Source organism: Occultella kanbiaonis, assembly GCF_009708215.1.
In the GTDB taxonomy this organism is placed as follows: domain Bacteria; phylum Actinomycetota; class Actinomycetes; order Actinomycetales; family Beutenbergiaceae; genus Occultella; species Occultella kanbiaonis.
The window spans coordinates 706384-728838 of record NZ_CP046175.1 but is presented as its reverse complement, the minus strand read 5'-3'; the positions used below and the strand labels follow the sequence as shown (position 1 = coordinate 728838).

The window sequence follows — 22455 nt, the reverse complement described above, 5'->3', positions numbered from 1 at the left end:
AGGCCCCCCTCACCGTCGCGAGCTCGACCCGCGCACGTTCAGGACCGGCATCACCGTGAGCCGGTGCGGTGGGCGGCGATCGCCCTCGAGCAACCGGGCGTGGATCAGTTCCACCGCCATCCGACCGACGTCCTGCTTGAGTGGCATCACCGAGCTCACCGGCGGATCGATCAGCGCGGCGACCTCGTCGTCGTAGCTCACGATCGCCAGGTCCTCCGGGATCGAGATGCCGAGGTCGAGGCACCGCTGCACCACGGTGATGGTGAGGACGTCCGGGTGCACGATCACGGCCGTCGTCCCCGTCTCGGCGCAGCGGTCCAGGAGTTCGGCGGCCGCCTCCTGCCGACCGCGCTCGGTGAGGTCGACGCGCATCGCGAACTGCTCCGCGGCGTCGAGGCCTCGCGTGCGAAGCTCGCTCTGCCAGCCCTGGATCAGATCCTCGGTGGTGGCGGTCGGCCCGGTGCACACGGCGATCCGGCGGTGCCCGTGAGCGAGCAGGTGCTGAACGGCCAGCACCCCACCGGCGGCATGGTCGGTCGCCACCCACTCCAGGCGGCGCACCGGCACGCCCGGTGGGCGGCGCTCGACGAGCACCACCGGGATCGGCAGCGCATCCAGCCAGGTGACCAGGTCGCCACCGCCCTCGCGGTCGAGGTTCGGGGCGATGATCAGACCGTCGACCCGTGCGGAGGCGAGCAACGCCTGCACCTGGTGACGGTCCTCGCGCGCCTCGTAGGAGGTGATCCGCAGGATCAGGCGTACGTTGGCCCGCGCCGCGGCCGCCCGGGCTCCGGCGATCACCGGCGACCAGTAGTACTCGGCACCGGGAAGCACGAGCCCGATCGTCAGGTAGTGGGCGTCACGTGGATCGGATGGGCTCGCCGCCGCGTCCGGGCCCGGGGCATCCGGCACCGTCGCCCCGCCGTGCACCCGGACCGCCAGGCCACGCGCCGCCAGGGCATTGAGGTCTCGGCGCACGGTCATCTCGGAGACGTCGAACTCCGCCGCGAGGGCGCCGACGGCGACCGACCCCTTGGCGCGGAGGAGGCGCAGGAATCGCTCCTGACGCTCGCGGGCGAGCTGACCGTGACCGTCGACCGACATGGGCACCCCTTTCCCAGGATCACGGCCCGGTTCGATGTTTGAGTGTGTTCGAGTTGATTGCAATACGGGCGGCTGTGCGGTTTGGTCAACCCTACTCGAACACATAACGAACGGAGTCAATGATGACAACGCACCTGAGTCGACGTGCCCTGCTCGGGTTGGGCGTAGTTTCCGTCGGTGGCGTGGGGATGGCCGGCTGCAGCCGCTTCGGCGGGAGCAGCCCCGGTGGGGCGAGCTCGGCCGGCGGAGCACTCAACTTCGTCTGGAAGGGGGACGCCACCCGCGCCGAGCAGATGCGAGCCGCGGTGGCGCTGTTCGCCGAACAGCACCCGGACCTGGACATCTCCACCGAGTACCAGTCGGGCTCGGAGTACCTGCAGAAGCTCGCGGTCCGGTTCGCCTCGAGCAGCCCACCGGACGTTATGCGCATGGAACGGGAGTCGCTGCGCGAGTACGCCGACCGCGGCGTGCTGCTCGACGTCAGCGAGCACTCCGACCTGCTGAACACCGACGCGCTTCCGGAGTCCCTGCTGAACTCGGGCCTGGTCGGCGGCAAGCTCTACGGGGTGGCCGGCGGTGTCACGTCGACGTCCATCGTGATCGACCGGGCGGCGTTCACCGAGTTCGGCGTCGAGCCGCCGGACCTGACCGGCTGGAACTGGGAGGACTACGGCCGGGTCTGCGCGCAGCTGACCGAGGCCAGCGGCGGCGCCGTGTACGGCGGCGACCTGCCGATCGGCGCGCTCCAGACGTTCGGGACCTGGCTGCGTCAGCAGGGCCTGGACCTGTGGACCGAGGACGGCGCGGTCGGTTTCACCGAGCAGGACGTGCTGCCGTGGTACGAGCTCTGGGTCGAGTTCGAGGCGATGGGGGCGATCCCGGCCGGTGGTGCGATCGACACCCTCGGTGCGGCAGCCGACCAGTCCGCCATCGCGCAGGGACTCACCGCGTCCGCGATGATCCCGTCGAACTCGTTCGCCTCCTTCAACACGGCCTCCGGCGGCGACCTGGAGATGGGCTACTTCCCCGGCGAGAGCACCGGCACTGCCCGTGGCATGCAACTGATCCCGGCCCTGTTCTGGTCGATCAGCGCCGCCAGCGCTGTCCCCGAGGACGCCGTGGCCCTGATCGACTTCCTGACCAATGACGTCGCCGCCAACGAGGCCATGGCCGGTACCAACGGGATCCCGCCGAGCCAGGACGTGGTGACCGAACTGGCCCAGGACCTCAGCGCCGACGAGCAGATCGCGTACGAGCACATCCTGAGCCTGGGCGAGCTGGACCTGGTCGACCCGATCCCGGCCCCGGTCGGCGCCCAGGACTTCTCCGACCAGCTCACCACGATCGCCGACGAGGTGCGGTTCGCCCGGATGACGCCCGCCGAGGCAGCGAGTGCCGTGGTCGCCGCGGCGCAGGAGTCGTGGGGCGACGCGTGACGACGTCCACGCTCGAGCGGACGAGCCGGCGGCCGCAGGACCCGCAGGGACCGCCGGCCGGCCAGCGGCGCCGCACCCGCCAGGACTGGTCCGGCTATGTCTTCCTGCTGCCCTGGTTCGGCGGGATGCTGTTCACCGTCGTCCCGTTCCTGTGGTCGCTGTACCTGGCGTTCACCGACTACAACCTGCTGAACCCGCCGGAGTTCTCCGGGCTGGACAACATCGAACGGATGATCGCGGACAGCACCCTGCACCACTCGCTCGTGGTGACCTTCACCTACACGTTCGTCTCGGTGCCGCTCTCCCTGGCGGCGGCGCTGGCCGTCGCGGTCCTGCTCAACAAGGGCATGGGCGGGCTGCGGATCTACCGGTCCGTGTTCTACCTGCCCTCGCTGATCGGCAGTTCGGTGGCGGTCGTGATGCTGTGGCGAGCGATCTTCGGCGCCAACGGCATCGTCAACGACGTGCTGGAACGCTTCGGCGTCCAGACCCAGTCGTGGATCGGCAGCCCCGACACCGCGCTCGGGGTCCTCATCTCCCTGAACGTGTGGACGTTCGGGGCTCCAATGGTCATCTTCCTGGCCGCGCTGCGACAGGTGCCCGCCGCCTACTACGAGGCGGCTGCCCTGGACGGAGCCTCCCGATGGCGCCAGTTCCGCTCCGTGACGATGCCGCTGATCAGCCCGGTGATCTTCTTCAACCTGGTGCTCGCGATCATCGGGTCGATGCAGACGTTCACCCAGGGCTACGTGGTCAGCAACGGCACCGGCGGGCCGTCGGACTCCACCCTGTTCTACAACCTCTACCTGTACCAGCAGGGGTTCGGGAACTTCGACATGGGCTACGCCTCCGCGATGGCCTGGCTGCTCCTGGTGATCATCGCCGCGTTCACCGCCGTCAACTTCCTCGCGCAGAAGTACTGGGTGCACTATGAGAACTGACGAACGCTCGGCACCGGCGCGGAAGGGCTCATCCTCCAGGCGCGTGTTCCTGCGACACGTCGTCGCGTGCGTCCTCGGCATCGTGCTGCTCTACCCGCTGCTGTGGATGCTCTCCAGTTCGGTCAAGCCCGACCGACTGATCTTCTCCGACACCGGCCTGTGGCCGAGCGAGTTCGACTTCAGCCACTACGTCGACGGCTGGGTGGCACTGGACTTCCCGTTCGGCCTCTACATGATGAACTCGCTCATCATCGTGGTGCTGAGCATCATCGGGAACGTCCTCTCGTGCGGCATGGCGGCGTTCGCGTTCTCCCGGCTCCGGTTCCCCGGACGGCGAGCCCTCTTCGCCGTGATGCTCGGCACCCTGATGCTGCCCGCGCACGTGCTGCTGGTGCCCCAGTACGTCATCTTCTCCAACCTGGGCTGGCTCAACACCTACCTACCCCTGGTGGTGCCCGCCTTCCTGGCCAGCAACGCCTTCTTCATCTTCCTGATGGTGCAGTTCATGCGCGCCCTGCCCAAGGAACTCGACGACGCGGCGAGGATCGACGGTTGCGGGAGCTACCGCACCTTCCTGTACGTGGTCTCACCGCTGTGCGTCCCCGCGTTCGCCACGACGGCGATCTTCACGTTCATCTGGACGTGGAACGAGTTCTTCTCACCGCTGCTCTACCTCACCGACCCCGAACTCTACACGGTGCCGCTCGCGCTGCGCCAGTTCATGAACGCGGAGGGCCTGAGTTCGTGGGGCCAGATCTTCGCGATGTCGACGTTGTCCCTGGCCCCGGTCGTCGGCTTCTTCATCGCGGGCCAGAAGTACTTGGTGGACGGAATCGCCACCACCGGAATCAAATGATCGATCAGGAGTTGAGGATGGACCTCGTAGCAATCACGCTCGCGTCGGACGAGAGCGCCCGGATCGCCCACGGGCTCGACCTGGTGACGCGCGCGCTCACGGCCACCGGGACCACGGTGCGCCGCGACCCCGAGCTGGCGCCCCGTTCGAGCGACACCCTGCGGATCCTGGTGGGCGTGCGCAGCGCTGACTCACCGATCGGCAGCCTCGAGGAGCAGGACGTCCTGCTCTACAACACCGGGGCCCCCGGCGAGGGCGGGTTCTACCTCGCGCACCTGCCCGGCGCGCTGGTGGTCGTGACCGGCGCGGACGATGCCGGCGTCCTGTACGGCTGCCAGGAGCTCGCCCGGATCATCGCCCGTACCGGTGGCGTGCCCCGCGACCTCGACCGCGGTGAGACCCCGGACATGACCCTGCGCGGGCCGGCGATCGGGCTGCAGAAGACCGAGGTCGAGGCGCCCCGCCAGGTCTACGAGTACCCGGTCACCCCGGACCGGTTCGAGTGGTTCTACGATCGCGAACACTGGCTGACCGTCCTCGACGACCTGTTCGAGCACCGCGCGAACGTGATCTACCTGTGGAGCGGCCACCCGTTCTCCTCGTTCGTCGCCCTACCCGACTTCCCGGAGGCCCAGGAGGTCACCGACGACGAACTCGCCCTGAACGCCGCGACCCTGAGCTGGCTGACCGAGGAGGCCGACCGCCGGGGCATCTGGATCGTCGTCAAGTTCTACAACATCCACATCCCGCTGCCGTTCGCCGAGCACCACGGCATCCCGTTGCGGCAGCCCCGGCCGACGCCGCTCACGAGCCGGTACACGCGGGCGGCGATCGGTGCCTTCGTCGCCCAGTACCCCAACGTCGGCCTGTACACCTGCCTGGGTGAGGTCCTGCAGGGCGATCTCTACGGCAAGGAGTGGCTGCTCGAGACGATCATCCCCGGCGTGCTCGACGGGGTCGACGCCGCGGGCCTCGCCGAACTGCCGCCGTTGATCCTGCGCGGGCATGCCATCGACCCGCACCCGGTGGTGACCGCCGCCCGAGAGGTCTACCCGCGCCTGTACACCGAGGCCAAGTACAACGGGGAGTCGCTGACCACCTGGAACCCCCGCGGCGAGTGGCAGGAGCAACACCGGTTCCTCGCCTCGCTCGGCAGCACGCACATCGCGAACGTTCACATCCTGGCGAACCTCGAACCGTTCCGATTCGGTGCCGTCGGCTTCATCCAACGCAGCGCGCAGGCGATGAAGCACCGCCTGAACGCGCAGGGGCTGCACCTGTACCCGCTGTTCTACTGGGACTGGCCGTGGTCGCCCGACCGTGCCGAACCGCGGCTGCGGCAGATCGAGCGGGACGCCATCTGGTTCCACGCCTGGCTCCGCTACGCCTGGCGGGCGGACCGTGATCCCGGCGCCGAACAGGCCTACTGGACGGCCGTTCTGGCCGAGCAGTACGGCAGCGCGGAGGCCGGCGCCGCCGCGCTCGCCACGTACGAGGCGATGGGTCAGATCGCACCGCTGCTGGTCCGCCGGGTCGGCATCACCGAGGGCAACCGGCAGACCCTGAGCCTGGGGATGACCCTCAGCCAGCTCCTCGAGCCGGAGGCCCACCGGACCTGGCCCGACCTGTGGCAGTCCCACGCACCGGGCGGTGAGCGGCTGCAGGAGTACGTCGAGCGCGAACTGCGGGGTGAGGCGCATCTCGGCGAGACCCCGCTCGACGTGGCCGCCGACGTCCGCCACTTCGCCGCGCTCGCCACCCGGGCCGCGGACTCGGGCCGCCCGCACGTGCGGCTCGCCGCCGAGGAGTTCGCCCGGCTGCGCCAGGACGCGCACGCCCTCGCACTGCTCGCCGAGTTCTACGCGCTGCGGATCGAGGCAGGGGCCCTGATCCTGCGAGCGCGCTCCCTGGCGTTCCGTGGCGAGCGGGTCGACGTCGCCGAGCTCGAGCGTGCCGCCGAACTGGTCGCGGCCAGCGTGGCCCACTACCGCGACCTGGCCGACCGCACCGACGCCACGTATCTCTACGCCAACAGCATGCGCACCCCACAGCGACGGGTGCCGTTCCGCGACGGCAGGGCCTACGGCCACTGGCGCGAGTGCCTGCCGGAGTTCGAGGAGGAGAGCGCCGCCCTCACCGCAGCCGTCCGCTCGGTCGCCGAGGGGGGCTGGCCGCTGCCGGGCTCGGGTCCCGGGGTGGATGTGGTCCCGTTCCGCGCCGTACCGGTCCAGCTCCGGCCGGGCACCGCCTTCGACCTCGACGTGGGACAGTCCGTGTTCAGCGACCGGAACGTGCTGATCGAACGGGTCGCGCCGGAACTCGCCGGCTTCCGGGCGTTCCGGATGCCGGCCGAGCGGTCGGCGAACGGGCCGGCCGACCTGGAGCTGGACCTGCCCGCCGACGCCCATCTGCTCGTGGGCTACGTCAAGAGCCCGGACCCGCAGTGGCTGCAGGTCCCCGACCTCGAGGTCAACACCCACGCGGACGACCAGGGCGGGCTCGACCCCGTGCTGCGGTCCGCGATCGAGGTGTCCATCCCGGCCGCGCGGTCCGACGAGGCCCAGCGGCTGCCGATCGACGTGCACGCGTTCGCCTTCACCGCGGGCCGGCACACGTTCACCCCCGGGCCGGGTGCGTACCTGGTGCTCGGTGCGGTCGTCGCCGATCAGGAGTTCACCCGCCGCGACGCCGCGGACGCGGCCGCCGGTCCACCCGATCTGCTCCAGCACCTGCTGGCTGCGCGGTCGGCCGAGGAGGTCACGGCATGAACCGCGACCTCGAGTTCGCCCCGTGGCGCTTCTGGGCCGAGGCCGACGGTCAGGAGCAGGCCGACCAGCTCGACGTGCAGCGCGCGATGTCCGAGAGCCGCCCCGAGCACCGGTTCGCGGAGAAGTGCTTCATATCCGAGCTCGCCTCCATCCAGTGCGACCTGCTCGTGATGGGCCGCAGCAGTTACATCGCCGCCGGTGCACTGGTCACAGGCACCATCGAGATGGGCAGTCACAGCACGATCAATGCCTACTCGATCGTCCGGGGTCCGGTGCGGTTCGGCCGCGCGGTCCGGGTGGGTGCGCACAGCTCGATCATCGGCTTCAACCACACGATGACCGACCCGGACATCGAGGTGTTCCGCCAGCCGATCAGCGAACGTGGGATCGAGATCGGCGACGACGTGTGGATCGGTTCGCACTGCGTGATCCTCGACGGCGTCCGGATCGGCGACCGGGCGGTGATCGCCGCCGGTGCGGTCGTCACCAAGGACGTGCCCGCCGGCGCCGTGGTCGGCGGCAACCCCGCCCGGGTGCTGCGCTGGCGGGTCCCCGCCCTGGCGCCGAGCGACGCCACGGCAGCGCCCGGCTCCGCCGGGACCGGGCCCGACCTGGAGCAGTCACTGCGCACCTTCGGGGACCTCGCCCGCGACCGGGCCACGCAGGTGCTGGCCCGGGCTTGGAACGCCGAGACCGGGCTGTTCGCCGACAAGCCGGGCGGCCCGGCCACCGTGCGGGCCCAGTGCGACGCGGTCGAGATCGCCGACATGCTCACCGGCGACCCGCCACCGCAGCGCTCGCGCGAGGAGACGGTCGCCATGCTCCGCGGCTGGCAGGATCCCCGCACCGGGCTGGTCGGAGAGCTCGGGCGCCCCGACACCGGGACGCCTCTGGACCTGACCGACCCCGACGCCGCTTACCACGTGCTGAGCGTCGGCTACGCGCTCGACATCCTCGGCAGTTCGTTCCCGACGCCGGTCCACGCTGTGGCGGAGCTGTCCGCCGACGACATCGTGACCTTCCTCGACGACCTGCCGTGGCCGGAGCAGGCTTGGCGGGCCGGCCACTGGGTCGACGCGCTCGGGACCGCCCTGCTCTGGAACGGCCGTCAGGACGCCGCAGCCCCGCCCGGTCAGCTCGAGGCGCTGATCGGATGGCTCGTCTGCCGTGCGGACCCGCAGACCGGAATGTGGGGACACGGCGGCAAGGGCGGCCTGCTGCAGCCGGTGAACGGGTTCTACCGGGCCTCCCGCGGCACCCTCGCGCAGTTCGGGATCGCAGTGCCGCACGCGGAGCGGGTGGTGGACACCGTGCTGCGGCACTCGCGCGACGCGCGCTACTTCACCCCCGAACGGCAGAACGCCTGCAACGTCCTGGACGTCGCCCACCCGCTCTGGCTCGTCCGGGCCCATGACTACCGGACCGCCGAGCAGACCCGGCTCGCCGAGCGCCTCCTGCGCGACTGCCTGGGCCGCTGGCGCGACGACGCGGGCTTCGGCTTCTCCGCCGGCGAGACCGCCGGGGCACGCTCCGACGCGGAGCCCGGCCTACAGGGAACCGAGATGTGGCTGAGCATCATCTGGCTCCTCGCCGACCTGCTCGGCCTGTCCGGAGCCCTCGGTTACCGGCCGCGCGGGGTGCACCGGCCCGAGGCCGCCACGTCGATCGCGGGACTCGGCCGGTGACCGCGATCACCGCGGTACGGCTCACCCCGGTGAACGTCGCCCGCACCACCGGCCTGATCTGCGGTCACGTCATCGTCGAGTTGGAGACGGACGCCGGGCACGTCGGCCTCGGGGAGATGTCGGACTTCCAACACCTGCCGAGGTTCCACCCCGACATCGACGACCTGACCGGCACGCTGGAGTCGATGCTCGCCGGGGCCGACCCCCTGGCCACGAACCGGATCTCCCGGCTCCTCGAGGAGGCCTTCCCCTCGGCCGGGTCCCTGTACGACAAGGGCGCCGTGATCAGGTGCGGCATCGACACGGCCCTGTGGGACCTGCGCGGCAGGCTGAGCGGGCGCAGCGTCAGCAGCTTGCTCGGCGGCGCCGTCCACCCGGCCCTCCCGGTTGCCTACCCGGTGTTCCGGCAGCGTCACCGGCGGGACGTCGAGGCGAACCTCGAGCTGGTCGCGGGCCGGCTGGCGCAAGGTTTCACCAGGTTCCGTGTCTACGTCGGCGGCGACCTCGAGCTGGACGAACTGTTCCTGCGCGCGCTCCGAACCCGGTTCGGCGATCAGATCGAGCTCAAGTCGCTCGACTTCTCCAACCTGCTTCCGGCCACCACCGCGCTCCGGTTCATCGACCGCACCCGCGACGTCGGGTACGACCTCGTCGAAGCGCCTGCCCGGCAAGGTGACGTCACCGGACTCGCCGAGGTCCGCCGTCGGGCCCACGTTCCGGTCAGCGAGCACGTGTACGACGCGGCGAGCGCGCTCCGGCTGGCGTCCGAGGGCGCCGTCGACGTCCTCAACGTCGGCCTGTTCGCGCTCGGCGGCATCACGCCGGCGCTGCGGGTCGTCGCGATCGCCGAGGCCGCGGGCCTGGCCTGCCTCGTCGGCACCACCCAGGAACTCTCGATCGGTACCGCCGCGGCGGCCCACTTCGGCGTCGCCACCGGATCCGTCACGGTCGCCAGCGACCCGGTCGGACCGCTGCTGTACCGCTCCGACGTCGTGGTCGACCCGGTGACCTACACGGACGGGGCCCTGCAGGCTCCGCCCGGGCCCGGTCTCGGTGTCGAGCTCGACCCCGACCGGCTGCGCGAGCTGGCCGGGCCGCTGCGCTGGGACCGGGGCCCCACCACCGCCACCATCGACCGGGTCGGGAGCACGTCATGAACCATCCCCAACGTTTCCGCGGCACCCGCGTGCTCGTCACGGGCGGGTCGCGCAACATCGGAAGCGCGATCGTGGAGCGGTTCGCCGCCGAGGGCGCGCACGTCGCCGTCAACGGCGTGGTCCCGGGCGAGGCCGAGGACCTGGCGACCAGGCTCGTCGAGGCCGGACACACAGCGATCGCGGTCCCGGCGGACGTGTCCGACCCCGACCAGGTCGAGCGGATGCTCGCCCGGGTCGCCGCCGAGCTGGGCGGCATCGACGTGCTCGTGAACAACGCCGCCGTGCCGCTGCTCGGCCGGGTCCCGTTCCTCGAGCTCACCCTCGAGCACTGGGACCGCCAGTTCGACGTGGCCGCCCGCGGCACCTACCTGTGCACGCACGCGGCAGCCCGGCGGATGCGCCCCGGCGCCTCGGTGATCAACCTCTCCTCGATCGGTGCCACCAAGGCACACCGGTCGGCCGCCGCCTACGACGCCAGCAAGGGCGCCATCGAGGCGTTCACCCGAGCCGTGGCGCTCGACCTGGCGCCGCACGGCATCCGCGTGAACGCGATCGCCCCCGGCGCCATCTCGAACACGCGGTTCGAGGCCCTTGATCCGACCGTCCAGGCCCGCGAGGTGGCCCCGATCCCGCTCGGGCACGCGGGCAGCGGCGCCGACGTCGCCGGCGTCGCCGCGTTCCTCGCCTCGTCCGACGCGGCCTACCTCACCGGTCAGGTGATCACGGTCGACGGCGGCCTCGGCGCCCAGGCCCGGCAGGCCTCCGTCGAGATCGAGATCGACCCTGGCGTGGACGGTGCCACGTGAGGATCCCGCTCGACGGCGTCACCGCGGTCCTCGTCGCCGGCTACCGGTCCGGCACGGCCGGCATCGACGAGGCGACGGTCGCGCAGATCGCGACCCGCGTCGCCACGGCCGGGATCCCGGTGCTGACCGCCCTTGGCAACACCGCCGAGGTGCAACAGCTCGAACCGGCCGAGCGCCACGCCGTCCTGCGGGCCGTGGCGACCGTCAGGACGCCGGCCACCACCCTGGTCGCCGGGGTCAGCGGCGCCCTCGGCACCCTCCTGCGCGAGATCGAGGCCGCCGGGCAGTTGGGCTATCACGCCGCCATGGTGCACGAACCCGCGGACCCGTTCGGCGACGGCGACGGGCTCGCCGACTTCTACCGGCAGGTCGCTCGAGACAGTGCTCTCCCCCTCGTCCTCTACGTTCGCTCGGCGCGGCTCTCGCACGCCCACCTCGCCGACCTCGCAGCGCTGCCCGCCGTGGTGGGCGTGAAGTACGCCCGCACCGACCTGCACACCCTCGCGCGGCTGCTCGACGGGGCGGCAGGCACACAGTGCACCTGGATCAACGGGCTGGCGGAGTCCGCCGTCGCCTCCTTCGGCGCGCTCGGCGTCACGTCGTTCACGTCCGGCATCGCCAACGCCCGCCCGGACATCGCCCTGGCGGTGCACCGGGCCGTCACCGGTGGTGACCTCACCGCCCTGCGTGCCTTGGTCCGCGACTTCGTCGGTCCCGTCGAGGCGCTGCGCGCCGAGCACGGCGGCCGGTACAACGTCGCAACCATCAAGGCGCTGCTGCGCTGGCAGGGGATCGACCCCGGCGGCGTCCGGGCACCGCACTCCGAGCTCAGCCAGGCCGCGCTGAGCCGACTCGCCGCCGCCGTCGGAGCGGGTGCTCCGCCCGCGGACGGCCGAGCCACGAACCCCAGTCCCCCGACTCCCCACGAGAGTAGAGACCGCCGATGACGACCCCCACGGCGAAGCCGGCCGCGGCCGCGCTGCTCAACGCGCAAGCGCTCGCCGCCGTCCTGGACCCCGAGGACCTCGCCCGCCTGCACGCGCTGGTGAACGTCGCAGGCGTGCACAGCAGGGCCGCGGAGTTGCACGGCACCGACCACCTCGCGGACGTCGAGGTGCTGCTCACCGGGTGGGGCACCCCGAGCCTGGACGCCGAACTGCTCACGGCCATGCCGTCGCTGCGCCTCGTCCTCCACAGCGCCGGGTCGATCCGGCACCTCACTCCCGGCGACTTCTGGGAGCGCGGCATCACCGTGGTCTCCGCGGCCGAGGCCAACAACGAGCCGGTGGCCGAGTTCGTCGTCGCCACCGCCGTGCTCGCCCTCAAGGGCACGCACCGCAGCGCGGCCCACCTGCGGGCCGCACACGCCTTCCTGCCCGCCCAGGACGACCTCGGCATCTACGAGCGCAGGATCGGGCTCGTCGGCTTCGGTTCGATCGCCCGCAAGGTGGCCACCGGACTGCACCGCTTCGGTCACCGGATCGACGTCTGGGACCCCTACCTCGAGAACGGCGACGCAGAAGGGCACGGTGTGCACCGCCGCGATTCCCTCGCCGAACTGTTCGAGACCAGCCAGGTGCTGAGCATCCACGCCCCCTGGCTGCCGGGCCGCAACGACCACATGATCGGCCACGACGAACTGCGGCGGCTCCCCACCGGGGCGACCCTGATCAACACGGCCCGTGGCGCCCTGGTGGATGAGGTCGCCCTGGTGCGGGTGCTCGGCTCCCGGCCGGATCTGCATGCGGTGCTCGACGTCACCTGCCCCGACCCGCCGGGCGCCGACTCGCCGCTCTACGGGCTCGAGAACGTCACCCTCACGGGGCACATCGCCGGCAGTGTCGGCTTGGAGCGCCGCCGCCTCGGCCGGCTCGTCGTCGACGAGCTGCAACGCTGGCTCGCCGGGGAGCCACTGCAGCACCGGGTCACGCAGGAGCAGGCGCTCCTGCGGGCCTGATCGGAGAGATCGGGGCCCGAGTGGGCACGCCCCGCGCCCGGGTCACCCGGCGAGCGCCTCCCGCGCGGCAGCGGCGATCGCGGGCCCGGTGAGACCGAAGTGCTCCAGCAGCAGGTCGTTGCTGCCCGTCGGCGCGAACTCGGACAGTCCCAGGGCTCTCACCACCGGGCCGCGGCCGAGTGAGGCGACCGTGAGCGCGACGGCCGCGCCGAGTCCGCCGGAGATGTTCGCCTCCTCGGCGGTGACGATGGCGCGGGTCTGGGCGGCGGCGGCGCGGATGGCGTCGACGTCCAGCGGGGCGATGTAGGCCGCGTTGAGGACGCGCGCGTCGATGCCGTCCGCCGCGAGCAGGTCGGCCGCGGCGAGGGTCCGGGAGACCAGGGTGCCGGTGCCGATCAGGGTGACGTCGCCGCCGTCGCGGGCGAGCAGGAAGCGGCCGCGCTCGAGCGGGTCGGTGGGCGCGGTGACGTCCGGGACCTTGTGCCGGCCGACGCGGAGGTAGGTGGGTCGCGGTTCGGCGGCGGCCTGGCGCACGGCCTGGCGGGTCTGGTGCCGGTCCGCGGGGACCACGATGTCCAGGCCCGGCAGCGCACGCAGCCAGGAGAGGTCCTCGACCGAGTGGTGGGTGGGGCCGAGCTCGCCGTAGGCCATGCCGGGGCTCATGCCACAGAGGATCACGTTGTGGGCGCTGTAGGCGACGTCGGCCTTGACCTGTTCGAGGGAGCGGCCGGTGAGGAACGGGCCGGCCGCGCAGACGAACGGGATGAGTCCGGCTGCCGCGAGCCCGGCGCCCACGCCGACCATGTTCTGCTCGGCGATGCCGACGTTGATGAGCCGGTCCGGGAACGCCTGGCGGAAGCCCACCAGGTTCGAGGAGCCCACGGAGTCGTTGCAGACGGCGACGACGCGCTCGTCCGCGCGGGCGATCTCGAGGAGCTCCTCGGCGAACGCGGTCCGGTTGTCGTAGGTCAGGGCGGCAGTGTCGGCGAGGCTCATGCCAGCTCCTTCAGGGCGAGGTCGATCTGTTCGGGCGTGGGTACCTTGTGGTGCCACTCGACGCGGTCCTCGATGAACGTGACGCCCTTGCCCTTGATGGTGTTCGCAATCACCGCCACCGGTCGGGTGCCGGCCGCGGGCGCGAACGCCTCGAGCAGGGCGGCGTGGTCGTGCCCGTCCGCCTCACGCACCTCCCAGCCGAACGCGGCGAGCTTGTCCTCGAGCGGGTCCAGGGCATTGGTCTCCTCGGTCCGGGCGCCCTGCTGGAGCCGGTTCCGGTCGATCACCAGGGTCAGGTTCGACAGCCGGTAATGGGCGGCGGACATGAGCGCCTCCCAGTTGCTGCCCTCCTGCAGCTCCCCGTCACCGCAGACTACGAACACCCGGCTGTCGTGACGGAGCATGCGGGTGCCGAGGGCCTCCCCGACCGCGACCGGCAGGCCGTGCCCGAGCGGGCCGGTGTTCGTCTCGACGCCGGGCACCTTGGTCCGGTTCGGGTGCCCGTTCAGAGCCGAGTAGGGACCCATGAACGTGTCGAGCTCGGCCGGGTCGAAGTAGCCCGAGAAGGCGAGCACGGAGTAGAGGGAGGCGGCACAGTGCCCCTTGGACATGATGAACCGGTCCCGGACCGGCGCGTCCGGGTGGGCCGGGTCGATCCGGAGCACGCCGAAGTAGAGGGTGGTGAGGATGTCGGTGACCGAGAAGTCGCCACCGATGTGGCCGGCCTTCGCCCGTCCGATCATGGCGAGCACCGAGCGGCGGATCAGCCGGGACTGCTCGGCGAGGAGCGCGGCCTGCTCGGTGGGTGATGCCGCTTCGACGGCGGTGCGCGTCTGCCGCCAGGCACGCACCTGGGGCGCGTGTGCGGTCATCATCGCGGGGCCCCGTCTGCGGGAGCGTGGCGGGCGATCTTGTGGAACATGTCCTCGAGGAGCCAGCGGGTGTCAAAGGACTCCGCGACCAGGACGTTCCGGGTGCCCTCGTGGCTCACCGCCGTGGACCCGTCGGGGGCGAAGACCGGCGCCGGCCGGGACGAGAAGTGCGCGCTGCCCGGGTTCAGGATCAAGCCGATCGCGGGCGAGTCACCCAGGGACCGGTGCTCGATCGGGCCGGCGTGGTGGGTCGCGTTCCACTCGTGCAGCTGATCCACCAGGTAGCGGCCGAGTCGTCCGTGCGGCGCGACCCGCGCGTCCAGCTCCGCGTAGCCGACGGCCACCTGCCGGTAGACCGAGCTCGGGACCTGCCACACCGGCAGGCGCGACGCCATCACGACGTTCGCCGCCGCGATGTCGTTGGAGAGGTTGAACTCGACCTTCGGCTGCAACGGGTAGATCGGGTCGTAGTAGTGGTGTCCGCCGATCCAGATCACCACCATGTCGGTGTCCTGGATGCTCGGGTCCAGCAGGAGTGCGCTCGCCATATCCGTCAACGGCCCGAGGAACGCGACGTGCAGGGTGCCCTCGCCGGACCGGTGGGCCTCGTCGATGATCAGCCGGGCTCCCGGGGAGTCCACCGGCGTGGCCGGATCCGGGATCGCGTGGGCGGCGCCGTTCGCCACCGGGACCCGATGGTCGAGCGCGAGCAACTCGAGGATGAGGTCGATCTCGTCCCGGGAGTCCTCCATGCTGCGCTGCGATCGCACGGTCCCGAAGTGGGCGGCGACCAGGCCGCGGATGTCGATGGTCGGCGAGAGCAGTGCGTGCACGATCGCGTACTGGTCGTCGGCCTCGTTCTTGGCGTCGGTGTTGATGATCGCGCGTCGACGCTGCGGCTCGGACGTCATGGCACTCCTCGGCTGGACGGCGGCCGTGCGAGCCGCGCGCATATCAATTCAGTACTGAATGTTCCTCTGTCACGGACAGTATTGGGCGAGGGCGCGGCTGTCAACGCGGCCGACCGCCGGAGACGAGGCCGACCACCCACTTGCGCATCTTGGCTACTGGCATTAACTTAAAGGGTATGGATATTAGCCAAGCCGAGATCCGCTATCTCGCCCGGCCCGAGGGCCGCCTCGCGTACACCGTCACCGGTACCGGTCCGCTCGTCATCGCCGTCCCCGGGATGGGCGATCTGCGCTCGGTCTACCGCGACCTCGAAGGGCCGATCACGGGGGCCGGCTACCGCCTCGCCGTGATGGACCTGCGCGGTCACGGCGACAGCGACACCACGTTCACCACGCACGGCGATGCCGTGACCGGTGCCGACATCCTGGCCCTCGCCGACGAGCTCGGCGAGAGCGCCATCGTGATCGGCAACTCGATGAGCGCCTCCGCGGCCGCCTGGGCCGCCGCCGAGCGCCCGGACGCCGTTGCCGGCATGGTCCTGCTCAGCCCGTTCCTGCGGGAGCCGGTGAGCAACCGGCTCGCCCGGGCGGCGACCCGCGTCCTCTACCGGATCCTGTTCGCGCGCCCCTGGGGTGCCGCGTTCTGGGGCTCCTACTACGCCGGCCTCAACAAGGTGACGAAGGCACCGTGGCTCGACGAGCACGTGCGCGCCATCCGGAGCAGCCTCGGCGAGCCGGGCCGGCTCCGCTCGTTCCGCGAGCTGGCCGTGCAGCTCGACCACTCGGAGGTGGAGGTGCGGCTACCCGAGGTCGCGGCGCCCGCGCTCATCCTCATCGGCGACCGCGATCCGGACTTCGGTTCCCCCGCCGAGGAGCTCGCCTGGGCCACCGCCGCGATCGACGCCGAGGGCACGCTGATCGCGGACGCGGGCCACTACCCCCAGGCGCAGCGCCCCGACCTCGTGGCTCCCGCGACGCTGTCCTTCCTGTCGAAGGTCCGTCCGACGGCCCAGAACCCGGCCCCGCAGCCGGCTGGCGGCTCGCTTGCCTAGGGCGGGTCTGAGCAGGCAGACCCTGACCGAGACCGCCCTCGCCATCATCGACGAGGGCGGGCCCCGGGCATTCGACAACCTCACCCTGGCCGCGGTCGCCGCCAGGCACGGCGTGTCGACGCCGAGCCTGTACAAGCACGTCGGGTCGCTGGCGGACCTGCGGCGCGACGTCGCCCTGGAGTCGGTGCGCGACTTCACCCGGGCCCTCAGCCGGGCCACCGTCGGGCGCGCGGGAGCGGACGCCGTCGTCTCCCTCGCCGAAGGACTGCGCGCCTTCGCAGAGGAGAAGCCCGCGCGGTACCTCGCCGCCCAGCACGCCGGCGATCCGGACGAGCCCGCCGATGCCGCGATCATCGGGGCGAGCACGGAGGCCCTCGAGGTCACCACGAGCGCTCTGCGCGGCTACGACTTCACCCCGGAGCGGGCGATCGACGCCGTCCGCGTGTTCCGCTCCGCGATCCACGGGTTCGTGCTGCTCGAGCTGGAGGGCGGCTTCGGGCTCTCCCGTGACCTGGACACCAGTTTCGACGCGCTCGTCGTCATGCTGGTGCGGGGCCTCGAGGGACTCGCCCGGGACTGACCCGGCCGGCGTGGGGAACAATGGCGTCACGTGCTCGGGTACCGGCCGGCGGCATCGAGCGGCCACTCGAGAGACCACACCGATGAGGAGCCCGGGCATGTCGGCGGACCAACCCACCCGTGGCGTGCGAGCCCGGCGCCCCCTGTCGATCGCGGCCGTCGGCAGCTCGTTCGCGTCCGGGCCGGGCATCGACCCTCATCGACCCGGTCGCCATGCGGTCCGGCCGGAACTACGCCCATCAGCTCGCGGAACTCATCGGCGCCCACCTCGTGGACCTCACGACGTCCGGGGCGACCACCGCGAACCTCCTCGACACCCCTCAGGAGGCCGGTCCGGGACGGATGCTGCGACCCCAGCTCGACCGGGTGCCGGCGGAGACGGACATCGTGACGGTCACCGCCGGCGGTAACGACCTCCAGTTCTCGGCGGCGCTGCTGCACACCGCCTGGGCCCACACGGACCCCCGGCAACTCATGGACGGCGCCTTCCCCGACGGCGTCCCGCTCCCGAGCGATGAGGACGTCGATCGGGCGACCGCGGGCCTGGTGCGGGTGGTCGATGCCGCGCGCAGCAAGGCCTCCCGGGCACGCGTCATCCTGGTCGACTACCTCACCGTGCTGGACCCGGCGTCGAGCCGCTCCGCCGTGTTCTCCGAGGACGAGGTACGCGACTTCCTCGTCGTCCAGGCGGCGCTCGCCCTTGCGTTCACGGAGGCCGCGGACCGCACCGGCGCCGACCTGGTCCGCGCCTCCACGCTCAGCACCGGCCACGCGTGGGACTCGGCCGACCCGTGGGTGCAGCCGTTCCACACGGACCTGACCCTGACCGGCGCGTCCTTCCACCCCAACGACGCGGGCATGACCGCGATCGCCCTCGCCCTGGCCCGGCTCGTCCCCGCCCGCTGATCGCAGCCCGCCGCTCAGAGAGTGCTGTGCAGCACCCGCCCGCCGCCGATGACCAGGTCCCGCGGCGGCGTGCGCACGAGCGCGTCCATCGGGTTCTCCGCGTCCAACAGGATCAGGTCCGCGCGCGAACCCGGGACCAGGTCGTGGACGTCGCGTCCCACGAACCGGGCGGCGTCGGACGTCGCGATCCGCACCACCCGGAGCAGGTCCTCGTCGCGCACGATCCCGGCGGTGCGGCCGTACTGCCACGCGATGCCGAGGGTGTCCCCGGTCCCGTAGGGGGACCACAGGTCCCGGATGCCGTCGGTGCCGAAGCCGAACGCGACCCCCGCGTCGTCGAACTCGTGCAGCGGCAGCTGCGGCACCCGCATCGGCGCGACCGTGGTCATGGTGACGTCGAGCTCCGCCATCGCGGCGAGCAGGTCCGCGCGCCGGCTCGCCGGCAGCTGCGCGATGGCGAACCCGTGCGCCACGTTCACCCGGCCGGCCAGCCCGTACCGCGCGGTCCGCTCCAGGATCAGCTCGAACTGGAACGCGCCGAGCTCGGCCGGATCGTGCAGATGGATGTCGATGCCGCAGCCGTGCTCGGCGGCGATCGCGAAGATGCCGTCCAGCTGGCCGACCGGGTCCCGGTCGATGGTGGCCGGGTCGAGGCCACCGATGTACTCGGCGCCCGCCCGCGCGGACTCGGCGAGCAGGTCGAGCACGCCCTCGCGCCGGAGCACGCCGTCCTGCGGGAACGCGACGATCTGCGCCTCGACGGCGCCGTCGAAGGAGGCCACGGCCTCCCGGACGACGTCGATCCCCCGCTGCGCGACGCCGAGGTCCACGTCCACGTGCGTGCGCAGCACGGTGGTGCCGTACCGCACGAACTCGCGCAGCACGGCGGTGGTGATCTCCACACCGGGGATGCCGAGCTCGTCGCGGCGGGCCCGCTCGTGCCTGATCCGGCCGTCCGTGCCGCCCTCACCGCCGTAGGACTGCCACGGCAGCCCCTGCCACGACTTGTCCACGTGGGCGTGCGTGTTCACGATGCTCGGCAGCGCGAGCCGGCCGCCGCCGTCGATCACGTCACCGTCGGCGGCGGTACCGGCATCCTGCCCGACGGCGGTGGCCGGCTCGTGCGGGGTGATCGCCGTGATCTGGGTGTCGGTGACGTGGATGTCGCTGGGCGGTCCGCCCCACGGGCGGACGTTGCGGATGATGGTCACGAATGCCTCCCCTGGGCCGGCGATGGCACCGGTCCGCGAACCAGTATCGCCGCATCGTCTGGGCTCCGGATGCCGACGGTGTCATCGTGCGGCGCACCCGGCGCGTCCGCCGCAGAACCACACTCTCGGACCGGACTCGGACCGGACTCGGACCGGACTCGGACCGGACTCGGGCCGGCGATCGTGCCAATGTGCGGCTCACCCGGCGCATGCGCCGCGGATCCGCACCCTCGCCGAGATCAGCCGCGGATCCGCACCCTCGCCGGTCAGCCCCGGCTCCGCGGCGGGCTGACGATCACCTCGACGTCCGCGCGCGCCAGCGCCTCGGCCAGCGCCCGGCCGGGCTCGGCGTCGCAGACGAGCGTGTCGATCTCCTCAAGGGAGCAGGTCCGGGCGAAGGCCGCGTGGTCGAACTTGGTGGAGTCCGCCACCACCACCACGCGCCGCGCGCTGCTCAGCATGCGGTGGTTCACGTGTGCCTCCGCGTCGTCGGCGGTGGTGGCGCCGCGCTCGGCGTCGAGCCCGTCCACGCCCAGGAACGCAACGTCGATGACGACGTCGGACAGGGTGGCGGCCGCTATCGGGCCGACCAGTTCGAACGTCTGGGACCGGGCCACTCCCCCGGTCAGCACCAGCTTCACGTGGGGCCGGATGGCCAGCTCGTAGGCGATGTTCAGGGCGTTCGTCATGACCGTGACGCCGGTGCCGACCTTCGGTACCAGGTCGCCACGCGCCGCCAGGGCCCGGCCCAGCTCGGACGTGGTGGTGCCACCGGTCAGCCCCACCACGTCCCCGGGGCTCACGAGTGCCGCGGCCGTCGCGCCGATCGCCCGCTTGGCGTGGGCGTTCCTCGCGATCCGGTACGCCATCGGGAGCTCGTAGGCACTGGCGACGGCGATGGCACCGCCGTGCGTGCGGGTCACCAGGCCCTGGTCGGTGAGCACCGAGAGATCGCGGCGAGCGGTCGCCAGCGAGGTCCCGAACAGGTCCGCGATCTCCTCGACGCTGATCCGATCCTGCGTGCTGATGGTCGCGAGGATCTGGTCGAGGCGCTGCTGCTGTCTCACGTCATTCCCTTCGGGCACCCCAGTGCACCCTGCTGATCTCCAGGGTAGGGACCGGAGCAGGCCCGTAGGTGAACAATGGTTGAACGCGCGACGAATGATCGATTGTGACGTTTTAGGTGCAAGTCGCGCAGATTCATTCGACACGACCTGCTCGCGGCGCTATCGTGCAAAGGCTTTGCCGGACCGCCAGGGGCGGTCTCCTTGCATGTCCCAAAGGAGCGACTATGAGCATGACCGACCCCGTGGCGCCCCGACGCTACGACTACACGGTGTCCCCTCGATGACGGCGCAGACCGCCACCCCGATCGCGACGGCGCCGAGCCAGCCCCATTCGACGCAGCGCCGTGCGGCCCAGCGCCGCAAGCGGCTGCGCAACCTGGGCTTCTTCGCCCTGCTGGCCGGGCCGAACATCGCCCTGCTGCTGATCTTCGTGTACCGGCCGCTGCTGCTGAGCTTCTACTACTCGATGCTGCAGTGGAACATGGGCTCGAGCGTGGCGCGGTTCATCGGCTTCGAGAACTACATCCGCTGGTTCACCGACCCGGACACCCCGCAGGTGATGGGCACCACCGCGATCTTCGCCGTGACCACCGTGGGCGGCTCGTTGGTGCTCGGCCTGGGCCTGGCGCTGCTGCTGAACAAGAAGATCTTCGGACGTGGCATCGCCCGCACCGTGGCGTTCGCGCCGTACGTGCTCTCCGGGATCGCGGTCGGCATGCTCTGGCTGTACATCTTCGACCCGCGCTACGGCCTGCTCTCCACGCTGCTGAAGGCGATCGGGCTCAGCTCCCCGCAGTGGTACACCACCTCGCCGTGGGCACTGATCATGATCATCATCGTCTACCTGTGGAAGCACGTCGGGTACGTCGCGCTGATCTACCTGGCCGGGCTGCAGGGCGTGCCGCAGGACCTGCATGACGCCGCGGCGCTCGACGGTGCGGGCAAGACGCGCACGTTCTGGTCGATCGTGTTGCCGCTGCTCGGCCCGGTGACGTTCTTCCTGCTGATCACCACGATCCTGAGCTCGCTGCAGTCCTTCGACCTGATCAAGGCGATGACCGACGGCGGACCGCTCGGCTCGACGACGACGCTCATGTACCAGATCTACGTCGAGGGCTTCCAGACCGGCCGCGCCGGCTTCGCCTCCGCCGCCGCAACCATCCTGTTCGTGATCCTGCTGGTGATCACGGCCATCCAGCTGAAGTTCATGGAACGAAAGGTCCACTACGCATGAGCACCACAGTGGACGAACGCGTCGACGCACCCACGCCGGCCGGGACGGACCAGCCCAAGGGCCGCCGTCGACCATTCCGTGCGCACCTGGACGCCGGCCTGTACCTGACCCTGATCGCCGCGATCCTGGTCATGTCCGTGCCGCTGATCTGGATGTTCCTAGCCAGTTTCAAGGAGTCCGGCGAGATCTACTCGGTGCCGCTGCAGTGGCTGCCGGAGGCTTTCGAGTGGACCAACTACGAGCAGGTCGCCACGTCCATCCCGATCGGGCGGATGGCCCTGAACAGTGTCGGACTGACCATCGCCGGTGCCGGGCTGAAGGTCTTCCTAGGCCTTACCTGCGCGTACGCGCTCGTGTTCATCGACGTCCCGTTCAAGAGGGTCGCGTTCGTGGTGGTGATCTTCGCACTGCTGATCCCGTCCCAGATCACGATCATCCCGAACTACACCCTGATCGCATCGCTCGGTTGGCTGAACACCTACCAGGGCATCCTGGTGCCGGGGTTGGCGAGCGCGTTCGGCACGTTCCTGTTCCGTCAGCACTTCCGGTCGCTGCCGATCTCGGTGCTCGAGGCGGCGCAGATGGACGGCGCCGGGCACTGGCGCCGGCTCTGGCGGTTCGTGGTGCCGATGTCGATGCCGACGATCGCCGCCGTGGGCCTCATCTCCCTGGTCGCGGAGTGGAACGACTACCTGTGGCCGATGCTCGTCACGGACAACACGGACACGATGACCCTGCCGGTCGGGCTGACGCTGCTGCAGAGCCTCGACGGCCTGCAGAACTGGGGCGTCCTGATGGCCGCCACGGTGGTGGTGACCACCCCGATGCTGCTCATCTTCCTGGTCCTGCAGCGTCGCCTCGTCTCCGGTCTCACCGCGGGCGCCGTCACCGGCTGATCCACCCGCATCCCAAGAACC

At 71.1% G+C, this 22455-nt stretch carries 19 protein-coding genes and 1 pseudogene; 14 read left to right on the top strand and 6 right to left on the bottom strand.

Annotated features, from left to right (window positions below):
- Positions 1 to 9: 9 nt before the first annotated feature.
- Positions 10 to 1104, bottom strand: coding sequence for a substrate-binding domain-containing protein (locus GKS42_RS03175; RefSeq protein WP_168217733.1), 1095 nt, complete (start codon positions 1102 to 1104; stop codon positions 10 to 12).
- A gap of 188 nt (positions 1105 to 1292) precedes the next feature.
- Here GKS42_RS03175 and GKS42_RS03170 point away from each other — a divergent pair, with 188 nt between their 5' ends.
- The 9 genes and pseudogenes from GKS42_RS03170 (at position 1293) to GKS42_RS03130 (ending at position 12710) form a co-directional block, all read left to right on the top strand.
- On the top strand, positions 1293 to 2540 hold the full coding sequence (locus GKS42_RS03170; RefSeq protein ID WP_168217732.1) for an ABC transporter substrate-binding protein: 1248 nt from the start codon (positions 1293 to 1295) through the stop codon (positions 2538 to 2540).
- On the top strand, positions 2537 to 3481 hold the full coding sequence (locus GKS42_RS03165; protein ID WP_232847901.1) for a carbohydrate ABC transporter permease: 945 nt from the start codon (positions 2537 to 2539) through the stop codon (positions 3479 to 3481). The genes GKS42_RS03170 and GKS42_RS03165 overlap by 4 nt, the downstream gene beginning before the upstream one ends.
- Positions 3471 to 4337 (top strand): carbohydrate ABC transporter permease, encoded by an 867-nt coding sequence (locus GKS42_RS03160; RefSeq protein WP_154792528.1) that lies wholly within the window; start codon positions 3471 to 3473, stop codon positions 4335 to 4337. The genes GKS42_RS03165 and GKS42_RS03160 overlap by 11 nt, the downstream gene beginning before the upstream one ends.
- 17 nt (positions 4338 to 4354) lie before the next feature.
- Complete coding sequence (locus GKS42_RS03155; protein ID WP_154792527.1) at positions 4355 to 7105, top strand: beta-N-acetylhexosaminidase family protein; 2751 nt, start codon at positions 4355 to 4357, stop codon at positions 7103 to 7105.
- Between the two features lie 392 nt (positions 7106 to 7497).
- Positions 7498 to 7653 (top strand): annotated as a pseudogene (locus GKS42_RS27010) (DapH/DapD/GlmU-related protein); the annotation flags it as partial.
- Between the two features lie 1133 nt (positions 7654 to 8786).
- Positions 8787 to 9947: a mandelate racemase/muconate lactonizing enzyme family protein gene (locus GKS42_RS03145; RefSeq protein WP_154792525.1), complete on the top strand. Its 1161-nt coding sequence runs from the start codon at positions 8787 to 8789 to the stop codon at positions 9945 to 9947.
- Positions 9944 to 10753, top strand: coding sequence for an SDR family NAD(P)-dependent oxidoreductase (locus tag GKS42_RS03140; RefSeq protein WP_154792524.1), 810 nt, complete (start codon positions 9944 to 9946; stop codon positions 10751 to 10753). The genes GKS42_RS03145 and GKS42_RS03140 overlap by 4 nt, the downstream gene beginning before the upstream one ends.
- Positions 10750 to 11700, top strand: coding sequence for a dihydrodipicolinate synthase family protein (locus GKS42_RS03135; RefSeq protein ID WP_154792523.1), 951 nt, complete (start codon positions 10750 to 10752; stop codon positions 11698 to 11700). The genes GKS42_RS03140 and GKS42_RS03135 overlap by 4 nt, the downstream gene beginning before the upstream one ends.
- Positions 11697 to 12710, top strand: coding sequence for a hydroxyacid dehydrogenase (locus GKS42_RS03130; protein ID WP_154792522.1), 1014 nt, complete (start codon positions 11697 to 11699; stop codon positions 12708 to 12710). The genes GKS42_RS03135 and GKS42_RS03130 overlap by 4 nt, the downstream gene beginning before the upstream one ends.
- A 42-nt stretch (positions 12711 to 12752) precedes the next feature.
- Here GKS42_RS03130 and GKS42_RS03125 read toward each other — a convergent pair whose 3' ends face one another.
- From GKS42_RS03125 to GKS42_RS03115, 3 genes are read right to left on the bottom strand one after another with little or no spacing between them, the layout of a single operon-like run.
- Positions 12753 to 13706, bottom strand: a complete 954-nt coding sequence (locus GKS42_RS03125; protein WP_154792521.1) for a transketolase family protein — start codon at positions 13704 to 13706, stop codon at positions 12753 to 12755.
- The gene (locus GKS42_RS03120) at positions 13703 to 14581 is read right to left on the bottom strand and encodes a transketolase (RefSeq protein ID WP_210769300.1); all 879 of its coding nucleotides are present in this window, start codon (positions 14579 to 14581) and stop codon (positions 13703 to 13705) included. The genes GKS42_RS03125 and GKS42_RS03120 overlap by 4 nt, the downstream gene beginning before the upstream one ends.
- On the bottom strand, positions 14578 to 15489 hold the full coding sequence (locus tag GKS42_RS03115; RefSeq protein WP_154792520.1) for a nucleoside hydrolase: 912 nt from the start codon (positions 15487 to 15489) through the stop codon (positions 14578 to 14580). The genes GKS42_RS03120 and GKS42_RS03115 overlap by 4 nt, the downstream gene beginning before the upstream one ends.
- A gap of 176 nt (positions 15490 to 15665) precedes the next feature.
- On the opposite strand from GKS42_RS03115, the gene GKS42_RS03110 reads away from it, so the two are divergent.
- From GKS42_RS03110 to GKS42_RS03100, 3 genes are all read left to right on the top strand, one after another.
- Positions 15666 to 16541 (top strand): alpha/beta fold hydrolase, encoded by an 876-nt coding sequence (locus tag GKS42_RS03110; RefSeq protein ID WP_154792519.1) that lies wholly within the window; start codon positions 15666 to 15668, stop codon positions 16539 to 16541.
- Complete coding sequence (locus GKS42_RS03105) at positions 16534 to 17121, top strand: TetR/AcrR family transcriptional regulator (protein WP_154792518.1); 588 nt, start codon at positions 16534 to 16536, stop codon at positions 17119 to 17121. Before GKS42_RS03110 ends, GKS42_RS03105 begins: the two co-directional genes overlap by 8 nt.
- A gap of 212 nt (positions 17122 to 17333) precedes the next feature.
- Entirely contained in the window at positions 17334 to 18026 is a 693-nt protein-coding gene (locus tag GKS42_RS03100) for a GDSL-type esterase/lipase family protein (RefSeq protein WP_210769299.1), read from the top strand.
- Positions 18027 to 18040: 14 nt separating this feature from the next.
- Here GKS42_RS03100 and GKS42_RS03095 read toward each other — a convergent pair whose 3' ends face one another.
- Together GKS42_RS03095 and GKS42_RS03090 are read right to left on the bottom strand one after the other, a co-directional pair.
- On the bottom strand, positions 18041 to 19237 hold the full coding sequence (locus GKS42_RS03095) for an amidohydrolase family protein (RefSeq protein ID WP_154792517.1): 1197 nt from the start codon (positions 19235 to 19237) through the stop codon (positions 18041 to 18043).
- Between the two features lie 266 nt (positions 19238 to 19503).
- Complete coding sequence (locus tag GKS42_RS03090; protein WP_154792516.1) at positions 19504 to 20304, bottom strand: DeoR/GlpR family DNA-binding transcription regulator; 801 nt, start codon at positions 20302 to 20304, stop codon at positions 19504 to 19506.
- A gap of 280 nt (positions 20305 to 20584) precedes the next feature.
- Here GKS42_RS03090 and GKS42_RS03085 point away from each other — a divergent pair, with 280 nt between their 5' ends.
- Together GKS42_RS03085 and GKS42_RS03080 are read left to right on the top strand one after the other, a co-directional pair.
- The gene (locus GKS42_RS03085; RefSeq protein ID WP_154792515.1) at positions 20585 to 21538 is read left to right on the top strand and encodes a carbohydrate ABC transporter permease; all 954 of its coding nucleotides are present in this window, start codon (positions 20585 to 20587) and stop codon (positions 21536 to 21538) included.
- Positions 21535 to 22434, top strand: coding sequence for a carbohydrate ABC transporter permease (locus tag GKS42_RS03080; protein WP_154792514.1), 900 nt, complete (start codon positions 21535 to 21537; stop codon positions 22432 to 22434). The genes GKS42_RS03085 and GKS42_RS03080 overlap by 4 nt, the downstream gene beginning before the upstream one ends.
- The last annotated feature ends 21 nt before the right edge of the window (positions 22435 to 22455 follow it).

Excerpts from the sequence above, each read along its gene's own strand:
- GKS42_RS03085 (WP_154792515.1), top strand. The coding sequence starts at position 20,585 with ATGACGGCGCAGACCGCCACCCCGATCGCGACGGCGCCGAGCCAGCCC.
- GKS42_RS03080 (WP_154792514.1), top strand. The coding sequence starts at position 21,535 with ATGAGCACCACAGTGGACGAACGCGTCGACGCACCCACGCCGGCCGGG.
- GKS42_RS03110 (WP_154792519.1), top strand. The coding sequence starts at position 15,666 with ATGGATATTAGCCAAGCCGAGATCCGCTATCTCGCCCGGCCCGAGGGC.
- GKS42_RS03160 (WP_154792528.1), top strand. The coding sequence starts at position 3,471 with ATGAGAACTGACGAACGCTCGGCACCGGCGCGGAAGGGCTCATCCTCC.
- GKS42_RS03155 (WP_154792527.1), top strand. The coding sequence starts at position 4,355 with ATGGACCTCGTAGCAATCACGCTCGCGTCGGACGAGAGCGCCCGGATC.
- GKS42_RS03170 (WP_168217732.1), top strand. The coding sequence starts at position 1,293 with ATGGCCGGCTGCAGCCGCTTCGGCGGGAGCAGCCCCGGTGGGGCGAGC.
- GKS42_RS03175 (WP_168217733.1), bottom strand. The coding sequence starts at position 1,104 with ATGTCGGTCGACGGTCACGGTCAGCTCGCCCGCGAGCGTCAGGAGCGA.
- GKS42_RS03140 (WP_154792524.1), top strand. The coding sequence starts at position 9,944 with ATGAACCATCCCCAACGTTTCCGCGGCACCCGCGTGCTCGTCACGGGC.
- GKS42_RS03120 (WP_210769300.1), bottom strand. The coding sequence starts at position 14,581 with ATGATGACCGCACACGCGCCCCAGGTGCGTGCCTGGCGGCAGACGCGC.
- GKS42_RS03130 (WP_154792522.1), top strand. The coding sequence starts at position 11,697 with ATGACGACCCCCACGGCGAAGCCGGCCGCGGCCGCGCTGCTCAACGCG.
- GKS42_RS03125 (WP_154792521.1), bottom strand. The coding sequence starts at position 13,706 with ATGAGCCTCGCCGACACTGCCGCCCTGACCTACGACAACCGGACCGCG.
- GKS42_RS03115 (WP_154792520.1), bottom strand. The coding sequence starts at position 15,489 with ATGACGTCCGAGCCGCAGCGTCGACGCGCGATCATCAACACCGACGCC.
- GKS42_RS03100 (WP_210769299.1), top strand. The coding sequence starts at position 17,334 with ATGCGGTCCGGCCGGAACTACGCCCATCAGCTCGCGGAACTCATCGGC.